The organism is Simiaoa sunii (assembly GCF_014337175.1).
In the GTDB taxonomy this organism is placed as follows: domain Bacteria; phylum Bacillota; class Clostridia; order Lachnospirales; family Lachnospiraceae; genus Acetatifactor; species Acetatifactor intestinalis.
Map to the genome: position 1 here is coordinate 23,378 of NZ_CP060633.1, position 12,418 is coordinate 35,795.

Below are 12,418 nucleotides of genomic sequence, written 5' to 3' on the forward strand. Positions count from 1 at the left end.
AGTGAGCAGAAATCTTACAATTCTGTAAGACTTCTGCTCGTTTTTTGAAAGTGAAATGAAAGATTGCCCTGATACAATTTGGATGTAGGATGAAAAGGAGGCAACACATGAGTGTGATATTAGAAACCAAGCAGCTTTGTAAGTTTTATGGCGCAGGTGAGAATCAGGTCAAAGCGGTCAATCAGGTGGACATTCAGATTGAGCAGGGAGAATTTGTAGCAATTGTTGGAAAGTCAGGTTCTGGTAAAAGTACATTACTTCATATGCTTGGAGGGCTAGACACCCCGACAAAAGGCAGTGTTACTTTAGCAGGGAAAGATTTATACAGGATGAAGGAAGATGCCCTTGCTGTTTTCCGCAGAAGAAAAATCGGATTTGTTTTTCAGGCATTTAATCTGGTTTCATCTGTTAATGTCTGGGAAAATATTGTACTGCCACTGGGGATGGATGGAAGAAAAGTGGATGAAGCGTATGTAAATGATATCATTGCAACTCTGGGGATTGAAAACCGGATTTATAATCTGCCAAATCAGTTATCCGGAGGACAGCAGCAGAGAGTAGCAATTGCAAGAGCACTGGTGAATCGTCCGGAAATTATATTTGCAGATGAGCCGACAGGAAATCTTGATTCCAAGACCAGTGATGAGGTAATCGCTCTGCTTAAGATGACAGCAAAAAAATATGGACAGACAATTGTAATGATTACCCATGATGACGAAATTGCACAGGTCGCTGACCGTATTCTGGTGATTGAGGACGGACAGGTGGTGGATTTCAGATGAAAACAATAAGCAGGATTGCATATAGCAATGACAAAGGGAACAGGACAAGAAGTATACTGATTATGATGTCCATATGTCTGACCACGATGCTGCTTGTGATTATCAGTACTGTGGGAAATGGAATGATACGTTTGCAGAAAAGTCAGGCGGCAGGCTCATATGGAAGCAACTACGGCCTGTTTATCGCCGCAGATGGTACGCAATTAAAAGAAGTGGAACGCAGAGCTGAGATATCTGATATCGGCATCATGTGTACGGAGGGCATCCTGAAAGGAAATGAAAATGGCGGCTTTGTCAGTGCGGATGAAACGGTCAGGAAAATGCTTCCCTATAATCAGGAATATGTGTTGAAGGAAGGTACCTATCCGGAAAAGGCGCAGGAAATTGCCGCAGGACGCGCTTTCTTTGATGCAGTGGGATACCATGATGTAAAGGTCGGAGACACCGTAACATTGGAGTACCGTTCCGGCATGCAGTCGGAATACGCACCGGTGGAATTTACTGTCAGCGGGATTTTATATGACCGGGATGAATATACCATCGAGGCTTCCTATGTTGTATTCGGTTCGCAGGATTTTTATAATGAGCGTGTTGCGGAGGGTGACAGGCAATATAATATCTATTTTACCTTGAGCGATTCTGCAAATGTATCTATGAATAATGTTGCGCCTGTTATAAAAGAAATTGCGGATTCCTGCGGCATTGACCAGAAAAACGTGATCATCAATGACCTCTACCTGCAGTGGGTATTGCAGCCGAGCTATGAAATGATTGTGGTTTGTGGAACCCTGATCCTCGGAATCGTGCTGTTTTCCGTTGTGGTCATTTATAATATCTTCCAGGTCGGGATCGCCCAGAAGGTTCAGGAGTACGGAAAAATCAAGGCGCTGGGTGCAACCAGAAAGCAGATGAAGCAGTTGATCTTTCGTGAGGGCATTCTTCTGGCGGTTCCTTCGATACCGCTGGGGCTGCTGTTTGGTTTCCTGATTGCAAAAGTCAGCTTCAACCGGCTGGTGGAGCAGGGAAATCTGGTATCGTCCGGAATCAAGAACCATCAGGTGCCTCTGTTTTCACTGACAATTATGCTCATCTGCATTTTTGTATCGTTTCTTACGGTCGTTTTGGCTCTGCGCAAACCCATGAAAATTGTTTCCCGGATTTCACCCATCGAAGCGACACGGTATCTTGACGGCTCCAAAACACAAAAACAGGGCAGACGAAAAGGCAGAAAAGATGTCACCGTTTTCTCCATGGCAATGGCAAATGTGACAGGCAATCCGAAAAGAACCATTGCTACGATTCTTACCATGGGGCTTTCCTGTGTATTGTTTGTAATTATCTCTAATTATGTTGGGAATATTGACACGGAGCACGAGGCGCGGATTGCAATCAACCATGGACAATTTGAGTTGCAGCTGGATTATTCCCAGAATTATGATGAGGCCTATCCGGAGAATAATCTGGATACGATTCTGACGGATAATCCATTGAATGATTCAATGATTGAAGAAATCAAAAGCATTCCAGGAGTGACAGATGTCATGACGAGAGAGATTGTCTCTGTAAATCTGAACGGAACAAGATTTCCGGCTGCTGTTGTGAGTAAAAATGATTTTGATTTTATGCACCAAGACGGGGATATTGGCTCTATGGACTATGATCAGGCGGTAAAGAATGGTGATATTTTCTTTGGCTGGTCAACGTGGATGGAACAAGATGGATATGCTCCGGGTGAATCCATTGTATTTGACTTTGAGAATGGAAGTGAAACCTATACCTATCAGGGAAAGATTGCAGGATCCTTTGTAAGCGCGGACACTTATCTGGTCATTCCGGAAGGTGTATACCGTTCCATGAATTCGAGGGGAACAGCCTATGGCTATCTGTGGGTGGACTGTGATAAAAAAGATGTTGCATCTGTGGAACAGAGTCTGAATACTTTGATTTCTAATACTTCGCATATAAAAATGGATACCTATCATGCACAGTTACAATATGCAGAATACACAAGCCGTATGATGAAGCTTGGCTGCTATCTGTTCATGGCAATTGTCGGTCTCATTGGGTTTATGAATCTGGCAAACACCATGATCATCAATATCACCACGAAGAAGCAGGAATACGGTGTGCTGCAAGCGGTAGGCATGACCAATAAGCAGTTGAATCTGAGCTTACAAATACAGGGCTTGATTTTTACGGTTGGCACCATCTACGTCGCACTTGCTGCCGGTCTGCCCCTTGGCTATGCACTGTTTTCCTATGCGAAGCATAATGGGATTTTTGGAATGAACGTTTATCACGTTCCTCTTATCCCGATTCTTGTTATGATTCTTCTGGTTGGTATTCTACAAATTGTGCTTTCCTATGTTTTAAGTAGTAATCTGAAAAAGGAAACGCTGGTAGAAAGAATAAGGTATCAGGGATAGCAAGTATTGCTGGGATATCCTCAGTATCATAACAGGAATTAAAAGCACTTGGCTTCAAAAAGTTTTGTACTTTTGACAAAATGCAACCGATTTTTCATCAATTATAATAAATTTGATTAAGCAGCCTGTGTGTAATGAAGCATACAGGCTGCTTGCATTTTATAACTCTAATGAATCTTCTGTATCTACCCACATCTGTAAATTGCCCTCAAGATATAATCTCGCATATTCAAGTGGTTCATCGACTGCAAGTGAATATCCCATCTTCTTATCATTTAATCAATCATTAGTAGCAAAAATTAAGAAGCATTTCAATCAGTCCACCATGTCACTTTTATTTTATGTTATACTGTTTTATATAATTTTTTTGCCATTGTATTTGCCCTTATCAGAGTTCATAAACACTGATGGGACGATATAACACAAGGGAAAAAATAAGGGAAAGCTCATCTGCGACAAATCCAGTGTTTTCAAGGGTTTGCGGAGAATTTCTGTTAATTTTGAAAATTTCTTTGAAAAACTATTGACTCCTACGCAACGTAATAGTTTACGATATGTTTATCGAGAGGAGGAAATGACAATGATGACAGTGAATGAGGTAAGTAAATTAACAGGAGTGAGTATACGCACTCTGCAGTATTATGATACCATTGGCCTCTTAAAACCTATTGAATATACAGAGTCAGGTTATAGGTTGTATGACGATACATCCTTGGAAAGGCTGCAACAAATTTTACTGTTTAAAGAATTGGAATTTCCGCTTAAGGAGATTAAAAAGATAATTGATGCCCCTAACTTTGACAGGAACAAAGCATTAGAGCAGCAGATTGAATTGCTTACTATGAAAAAAGAGCATCTTGAAAATCTTATTAGTTTCGCTCGAGGAATAAAAGGAATAGGAGTGAAATATATGGATTTTAAAGTATTTGATACAACAAAGATTGATGAGTATTCTAAACGAGCAAAAGAACAATGGGGACAAACCTCTGAGTATAAGGAGTTTGAAGAGAAAACAAAGAACTGGACGAAAGACGATGAAGCTACTGTTGCAAATGAGTTTATGCAATTATTTGTTGAATTCGGACAAATGAAAGAAATGGACCCAGAAGATGAACAGGTGCAGTTGCAGGTAAGGAAACTTCAGGATTACATTACAGATCATTTTATACATGTTCTGATAAGATTTTATGCGGTCTTGGAAGAATGTATGTCGGTGGAGGAGAACTTACGGAAAATATTGATGATGTTGGAGGAGTTGGCACAGCAGAGTTTGCAAGTAAAGCTATTGATATATTTTATATGAGCAGAAGATAAAAAGAAAGAAGAAATTGCAGTGATTGATATTACAGAAGAATATTTGAAAGAAAGAATTTATGAAATTCGAGGACAAAGAGTAATCTTAGATGCCGATCTTTCTGAAATATATGGTTATACTACAAAAGCATTTAATCAACAAGAAAAAAATAATATTGAGAAATTTGATGAAGATTTTATGTTTGAACTTACGGATGACGAGGTAGAAAATTTGCGGTCAAATTTTTTGACCGCAAATCTTAACAGTAAGAGCAGATATAATCCTCATGTATTTACAGAGCAAGGATTATATATGCTGATCTTGATCATATGCCGAAGAGATATCGACAATATGAATTGGAACCATGGAAAAGTCGAGGACTACGCGTAGCGCCAGTAGACAATTATCTTGTTCTATATATTCCGGATGATGATACACAAGTGGTTAGTGTTGGCTAGATTATTATAAAAGAGATTATTGACAAACTAGAGTGTGCATGATAGTATTTAAGCATAGACAGTGCAAACGTTTGCATTATTTTTTTGAAACGTAGTGCAAACGTTTGCATAAACAAGAATGACATTAGGAAAATAGGTGAAAATATAATGCCAGCAACAATTAAAGACATTGCAAAAAAAGTAGGAGTAAATCCATCAACAGTATCAAGAGTAATTAATGGAACAGCCAGTATTTCAGAGGAAACGAGGCAGAAAATTAAAGATGCCATGAAAGAACTGGATTATCATCCAAACAGCCTGGCAAGAAGCCTTGTAAATGGGAGTACTTTTACGATAGGGCTGGTAATCGATGCCGGTAACAGTGATGCATTCTCAAATGCTTTTTTTATCCGAAGTGTTTCGGCAATAGAAGCGGTAACGCAGAAGAGAGGGTTTAACCTGTTGATTACCAGCGATTCGGATAAAGAGGATAATAGTGCCGTCAAAAATCTGATTTTAGAGAAAAAGATAGATGGTATTATACTTCCTGTTTCTGCGGCAACAGAGGAACTGATAGATCTACTGCTGGGTAATCATTTTCCGTTTATTGTGTTAGGCGAACCGGATAACGTAAGAGATGGTATTCACTGGATTGATATGGATAATAAACAGGGGGCAGAAGATGCTGTAAATTATCTACACCGGATGGGATATGAAAAGACGATTTTACTTGTTGAAAATCGCATAACAATGTTTGAAAGAAAGAGAATCCAGGGATTTCAGGCAGCGATAGGACTAAATGGGAAAGATGTGGCTGAGAATTTAATTGTTGAATGTGGGGAGGAGAGTAATCAGATCGGTGAAGCGATACAAAGGGCGCTCAACAAGTATCCAGATATTGACAGTATTATATGCACCAATAATGTGGTTGCTTACGAGACTTTGAAGTTTTTAAAAAAGAAAAATATAGCTATTCCCGGATCAATTGGAATCATCACATTTGATAATTATCCATTGGCAGAATATATGGATCCGCCACTTACGGTAGTGGATATTGACACGTATAAGCTTGGAGAAGAAGCTGCCAATACGTTGTTTTCCATTATTCGGAATCCGGGACAGCACAGAAAGGAGGTACTGCTTTCGACGAGAATTATTGAGAGGGAATCTACAATGAAAGGAGAAAAACGGAAGAAGTGAAAAAAGAAGCAATACAGCATTTCAATACGGAAGAGTACATATATCCGGTAAAGAGAAATGAATTAGTATTTAAGATTCGCTGTGCAAAAAAGGATATATCGAAATGTATTTTGGTTTACTGGGACAGAACAAAACCGGAGAACCAAAAGAAACAGGAATTGAAATGCTGCTACAGAGATAGGCTGTTTGATTATTTTCAGGCGAAAATAATATTTCATCAGATTGCACGTTATCAAAAATATTATTTTGAACTGACGGACAGTAGTGGAAATATGATGTATTATACGGCAAATGGATTGCAGCAGGTAATTCCCAAGTCTGGTTTCTTTGAATATTTGTATGTCAATGGGACGGATGTCATTACTTTCCCGGAGTGGGCAAAAGGAGTGATCTATTATCAGATATTTCCAGAGAGATTTTGTAATGGCAATCGTGGAAATGATCCAGAAGGATGTAAACCATGGGGAACTTTGCCTGACAGAGAACATCATATGGGTGGAGACCTGCAGGGAATCATTCAAAGGATTCCTTATCTGAAGGAACTGGGAATAGAGTGCATCTACCTGAATCCTATATTTGAGGCAGACTTTAATCATAAGTATGCAACCACAGATTACTTTAAGATAGATTCCCAGTTTGGAACCGAAGAGACATTCAGAGAACTTGTGGATACGTGTCACAGTTACGGAATCCGGATTGTGTTGGACGGCGTATTTAACCATACGGGAGTACATTTTAAACCATTTCAGGATGTACTGGAAAAACAGGAAAAATCCCGTTATGTAAAATGGTTTCATATCAATCATTATCCGGTGGAACCCAGTCACCATAATTATGAATGTGTGGGAGCGTATAAATGGATGCCAAAACTGGATACCTCCAATCCGGAGGTCAGGGAATTTATCCTAAAAGTAATGTTTTACTGGATTGATCATTATGGAATTGATGGATGGAGACTGGATGTTGCAGATGAAGTAGACCCTTCCGTATGGGTAGAGGCGAGAATACGGATCAAGGAAAAATATCCGGATAAGATTCTGTTGGGTGAGACCTGGGGATATGCCGGAAAGATGTTGCGAGGCAATCAGATGGACTCTGTAATGAATTATGTATTCAGGGATGCTCTCCGAGATTACATAGCAGAAAAGTCAATTTCCGTAACAGAGTTTGACAGTAGACTAAATCATATGCTGGCTTATTACAAGGACGAGACAGATAGTCTTTTGTATAATCTGATCGACAGTCATGATACAGAACGCTTCCTGTATCTGTGCCGGGAGGATAAAACACTTCTGAAACTGGCGGTAGCATTTCAAATACTATTTCCGGGTTCCCCTGCAATTTACTACGGCGATGAGGTTGGAATGACAGGAGACAATGATCCTGATTGCCGAAGGTGTATGGAATGGGGAGAAAATGCGGATAAAGATGTGAAGAACTGGTACCAAAAAATGATACAGTTGCGGAAAAATTATAGTTGCATTCAATCCGGAAGCTTCAGAACTGTTATTGCAGACGAAACAACCGATACTTATGGATTTGTTCGTAAAGATGAGACTGGAAGCTGTTATGTGATTCTGCATAGAGGAACAAAAAACTGTAAAATAGAATGTCCGGTTTTAGAAAGAGGCGTTTTTGCAGAAGTGCTTTCAGGGGAACTGTTACGAGAGGAAGATATCGGAGAAGCGGAATTTTTAAATGAGGACATAACAGAATACAAGGGCAAAATTACGTTGCAAATGGAGCCGTATTCTGTAAAAGTCATAATGAGTTCATCGAACTCGGGCAAAAAACAATAGGAGGATGTTTACAATGATGAAGGTAAAGAAAAACAAAAAATTACTGGCAATTCTACTCACAACCGTAATGAGCCTGGCAGCCTTAACAGGATGTGGAGAATCACCAGTAGAATCTGAAACTGGCTCAGAGAGTCAGGTATCAGCAACAGCAGAGACTCCTGCAGCTACAGAAAGTGCTTCGCAGGAAGAAGTTACCATTAACTTCTGGCATCATTATAGTGCACAGTCGGCAGAGAATGAAACTCTGATGAATGTACTGATTCCGGAATTCGAAAAAGAAAATCCGGGAATCAAGGTAAATGCAGTATCTCATGAATGGGCAGATCTGCATCAGAAGATTCTGATCAGCGCACAGTCAAACACGTTACCGGATGTAGCCAGACTGGATAGCGCATGGGTTCCCGAATTTGAGAAAATGGGAATTCTGACAGCACTGGATGAAGAGATGTCTGACTTTAATGATGTCTCCGGTGGCTTATTGGAAAGTGCTATGAGCACAGCAAAAGTGGATGGTCACTTCTATGGATTAGCACTGAACACCAACACCAAAATTCTCTTTTATAATGTGCAGGCTTTCAAGGATGCAGGTATTGAGGCTCCCAAAACCATGGATGAATTTGTTGATGCTGCTAAGAAATTAGCAGGAACCAATGCAAATGGTCAGCAGGTATGGGGATATGATGAGCCGGCACTGGCAGGTTGGAATCTCTGCCCGTTCATCTGGAGTATGGGTGGATCCATTACCAATGAAGAGGAGACAAAGGCATCCGGTTATATCAACAGCCCGGAGACAGTAAAGGCAATCGAAACGCTTGCGGAACTGTATCAGGCAGGTGCAATCACAGGATGGAATGCAGGTGACATTCCGATGACAGATGGTTTTGGAACCGGTAGATATATGATGCTTCTGGAAGGTCCCTGGAAGGTTGCGGAAATGCAGGGCTCTTATCCTGATTTTGAATATGCAACCACGGAAATGCCTGCCGGAGATGCCGGATCCATATCTGTTCTGGGTGGTGAAGATATTGCTATGTTCAATAGTGCAAATAAAGATGCTGCATGGAAATTCATGAAGTTTATGACCGGTGAATTCGCTGAAGAGGAAATGGCAAAATGCGGACAGATCCCCGTCAACAAAGAAGCACTGGAGAGTGATACAGTAAAAGCAGCAGATTATGCACCGTTCCTGGAAGCCATCAAAACAGCAAAATCCCGTCCTACCGTAGCCTGCTGGTCTGAAATGGACAGCGAATTATCTGTAGCGGTTACGGATGTAATGAACGGAAAGAAAACAGCACAGGAAGCTATGGATAAGCTCGCAGAGCGTTTTGATGAACTTCTTGCAGAATAATATTAATTATAACTTGCCATATGTATAAAGTCAAATAGCAGTCCGGGGCAGTACCGTCAGGTGCTGTCCCAACTGTAAAAGAGGTATTTCTATGAAGACATCACGGAAAAGCAAAATACAGATTGGATTATTACTTTTACCCGGGTTACTTGTATTTGGGATTTTTACGATCTACCCTATTTTGAAATTATTTATTATGAGTTTCTTTGAATGGGATTTTGGCAGTATGCTGAGTCATCGTTTTATTGGATTGGAAAATTACAAGGAAGTATTGGGAGATGAATACTTTCGGACTGTTTTTATAAATTCATTGGTATATACGCTTGTGACTGTGCCGGGACAGATGCTGGCTGGATTTTTAGTTGCACTTTTGCTGAATCAGATTACACGTTTTAAAGTCGGATATCGGGTACTGTATTATTTGCCGGTAATTACGTCATGGGTAGTAGCGTCTCTGATTTTCAAATATGTGTTTAACACAGAGGGATTATTAAATTATTTTCTGATGAATATTGTACATATTACTAGTGCAAATGTGCGATGGCTGGATACCAGATGGGGCGGTATGACAGTAGCAATGTTACTGGGAATATGGAAGGGAATTGGCTGGAATATGGTTGTGTTCCTTGCAGCATTACAGACGGTGCCTACAGATCTCTATGAAGCTGCCGCTATCGACGGAGCCACAGCATGGGATAAAATGTGGAATGTTACGATACCGAGTATCCGGGGAACGATTTTATTTGCGTTAGTAATGCTCACCATTGGCGGATTTAATGTATTTACTTCTATTAAGATGATAACCGGTGGTGAACCCGGGCATCAGACAGATGTTATTCTGACATGGATGTATCATAAGGCATTCAGTACAGGAAAATTCGGCTATGCTGCAGCGTTGTCCTTTATTACAACCGTAGTACTTGCGATACTTGCTGTAATACAGTTTAAACTCATGCAGCAGAAAGATCAATAAGATAGGCAGGTGTGAGTATGAAAAGAAAAACATGGATACAGATATTTCTTCACATTATATTAATTGCCGGATTAATCATTGTTGTGCTTCCTATGGTATATATGATCAGCACATCGCTGAAGCCGAATGGAGCATTGTATGAATACCCCCCTCGATTTTTACCAGCATTAGATGAGGTAACTCTGGAAAATTACAAATACGTATTGGGACAGGGAAAATTCTATCGTAACTTCTTAAACAGTATGTGTGTATCCGTAGCATCCGTGCTGATTGCAGCAGAGATTGCTTCGGCTCTGGGATATGTAATTGCAAGATTTGATTTTCCGGGAAAAAATTTCCTGTTTGGATTTATCGTCTTAACAATGATCGTGCCGGGACTGACACTGATCGTTCCACAGTATGAACTGGCGGTAAAATTACGTGTAATCAACTCTCTTGCAGGACTGGTTCCTTTTTATGCAGCATGGACAATTCCTTATTCCACATTTATGATAAAGGGTTTTGTGGAAGGGATTCCCAGAGAATTGGATGAAGCAACTTATATGGATGGTGGAAGTGTTTTTACGGTTTTCGGAAGGATCATAATTCCCCTTGCAAAACCCGGAATCGCTTCGGTATCTATTTTTAATTTTTTGACTGCATGGGAGGAATTTCCTTGGGCGAATACGGTTTTAAATGATAATTTGAAACGGACAATGCCGATTGCAATCTCCGGATTTTTTGGAGAACATCAATTTACGCAGTGGGGCTATGTCTTCGCATTGTCAGTATTTAGTCTTTTACCCATACTTATTGTGTTTATCTGCTGCCAGAAATTCTTTGTGGCAGGCCTGACAAGTGGCAGTGTAAAAGGCTGATACCATATATTACCTTTCCTTTGCGGTGTTTACAGTTGCTGGTAAACACCGCATATGACGATTTATCCGAACGAATAGAAAGAGCTTATGAAAAGATTTATGAATTGAAGGTTGAATAAGGGACAGAAGTTTGAAGCAGATGTAGCCTACATAGACATTTATCAACAGGCAACAAAATCTATTTATGTGGTGGATGATTATATGAATACCAAGACATTACAACTTTTGTCGCAAAAACAATCCGGTGTTGAGGTAATTCTTTTTACAGAGAATGGTCATGGGAAAAAAGGTTTTCTTACAAGTGCTGTGGTTAAGGACTTTATAAATCAATATCCAACACTTAGAATCAAACCTAATCCGGATTGCCATGATAGATGGATCATTCTTGATTATGGGTTACCTGCAGAATCCGTATATCATTGTGGTGCTTCCAGTAAAGACGCGGGTAAAAAGTTATGTGCAATAAATAAAGTGGATTCTGTTCAAATGATTCATCCTGTAATAGATAGGTTGCTTTTATTGCCGGATAAACAGATATAACCTGTAGCTATAATTTTTTAACTTTATCGCCCTCAAACATGCTATACCCTGTAGGATTTTTACGAAATTCCGATGGAGAAATCCCAAGGCATTTTGGTGATAGTAATAAGGCATCCCAGAAATAACCTGATCCCTTCGAGGATGGTCATATTCCCTGGATGACATTATGCGTAGTCCGGGTAATGAGGTCTATGCACTCAGATCCAGATTTCGTCCAATCACTGCGGCAGCATCGGCGGATTTTTTGTTCTGCTGATAAGGATTGCTCTCGTCACTGTAGCTGATCTTGGTCGTGGTGGTACCGCCGGCGGTGTAGACAGTGCCGCATTCGGGACATACCGCGGTCCGCAGGGATACTGTGGCGGAGAGAACTTTACCGTTGTTCTGTGCAGCTTTGTTGTAGGCATTGGTTACATGCTCCTGCTCATGGGCGCGCACCCTGGAAGCGGAAGCCTGCGGAGATATATGGGATGCAGATTTGAAAGAGACCATCTCATCGGAACCGTCCTGATATTTGCGGTTCTTGCAGGTCTCACATTCTGCGGGAGAAGATTTCCTGCCGGGCTTTTCCACATCGGATTTTCCGGGATTTACTACCATACCCTTCTCTTCGGGCCGTGCGGAAGATACCGCACCGGTAGAATAACCGTATCCGTAATTGCCGGTCAGACTATAATTACCGATTCCGTAAATACCTGCCATGGAACTTCTCCTTTCTGCATAATGCTTTGATTCATTACGTATATGTCTTCTATTGCC

At 40.6% G+C, this 12,418-nt stretch carries 9 protein-coding genes and 3 pseudogenes; 10 read left to right on the forward strand and 2 right to left on the reverse strand.

The window, feature by feature from the left end; translation table 11 throughout:
- The first annotated feature begins 107 nt into the window (after positions 1–107).
- Both H9Q77_RS00090 and H9Q77_RS00095 read left to right on the forward strand, forming a co-directional pair.
- Entirely contained in the window at positions 108–782 is a 675-nt protein-coding gene (locus H9Q77_RS00090; RefSeq protein ID WP_249326290.1) for an ABC transporter ATP-binding protein, read from the forward strand.
- Entirely contained in the window at positions 779–3,208 is a 2,430-nt protein-coding gene (locus tag H9Q77_RS00095; RefSeq protein WP_249326291.1) for an ABC transporter permease, read from the forward strand. The genes H9Q77_RS00090 and H9Q77_RS00095 overlap by 4 nt, the downstream gene beginning before the upstream one ends.
- 159 nt (positions 3,209–3,367) lie before the next feature.
- On the opposite strand, the pseudogene H9Q77_RS00100 reads toward H9Q77_RS00095, so the two are convergent.
- Positions 3,368–3,463, reverse strand: a pseudogene (locus H9Q77_RS00100) (DUF6061 family protein); the annotation flags it as partial.
- A 325-nt stretch (positions 3,464–3,788) separates the two neighbouring features.
- Between H9Q77_RS00100 and H9Q77_RS00105 the strand changes: the two are divergent.
- From H9Q77_RS00105 to H9Q77_RS00145, 8 genes and pseudogenes are all read left to right on the forward strand, one after another.
- Positions 3,789–4,522, forward strand: a pseudogene (locus tag H9Q77_RS00105) (MerR family transcriptional regulator).
- Positions 4,523–4,535: 13 nt separating this feature from the next.
- A pseudogene (locus H9Q77_RS00110) lies at positions 4,536–4,832 on the forward strand (ORF6N domain-containing protein); the annotation flags it as partial.
- 275 nt (positions 4,833–5,107) lie between these two features.
- Positions 5,108–6,139, forward strand: a complete 1,032-nt coding sequence (locus H9Q77_RS00120) for a LacI family DNA-binding transcriptional regulator (RefSeq protein ID WP_249326292.1) — start codon at positions 5,108–5,110, stop codon at positions 6,137–6,139.
- A complete protein-coding gene (locus H9Q77_RS00125; RefSeq protein ID WP_249326293.1) occupies positions 6,136–7,938 on the forward strand; it encodes a glycoside hydrolase family 13 protein in 1,803 nt (600 codons plus the stop codon). Before H9Q77_RS00120 ends, H9Q77_RS00125 begins: the two co-directional genes overlap by 4 nt.
- A gap of 13 nt (positions 7,939–7,951) precedes the next feature.
- On the forward strand, positions 7,952–9,289 hold the full coding sequence (locus H9Q77_RS00130) for an extracellular solute-binding protein (protein WP_249326294.1): 1,338 nt from the start codon (positions 7,952–7,954) through the stop codon (positions 9,287–9,289).
- Between the two features lie 91 nt (positions 9,290–9,380).
- Positions 9,381–10,262, forward strand: a complete 882-nt coding sequence (locus H9Q77_RS00135) for a carbohydrate ABC transporter permease (RefSeq protein ID WP_117465120.1) — start codon at positions 9,381–9,383, stop codon at positions 10,260–10,262.
- A 17-nt stretch (positions 10,263–10,279) separates the two neighbouring features.
- The gene (locus H9Q77_RS00140) at positions 10,280–11,119 is read left to right on the forward strand and encodes a carbohydrate ABC transporter permease (RefSeq protein WP_249326295.1); all 840 of its coding nucleotides are present in this window, start codon (positions 10,280–10,282) and stop codon (positions 11,117–11,119) included.
- Between the two features lie 201 nt (positions 11,120–11,320).
- Positions 11,321–11,659 (forward strand): hypothetical protein, encoded by a 339-nt coding sequence (locus H9Q77_RS00145; protein WP_249326296.1) that lies wholly within the window; start codon positions 11,321–11,323, stop codon positions 11,657–11,659.
- 189 nt (positions 11,660–11,848) lie between these two features.
- Here H9Q77_RS00145 and H9Q77_RS00150 read toward each other — a convergent pair whose 3' ends face one another.
- Positions 11,849–12,361 carry a hypothetical protein gene (locus H9Q77_RS00150; RefSeq protein ID WP_330595994.1) on the reverse strand — a complete coding sequence of 171 codons (513 nt, stop codon included), beginning with the start codon at positions 12,359–12,361 and terminating at the stop codon, positions 11,849–11,851.
- Positions 12,362–12,418: the final 57 nt, after the last annotated feature.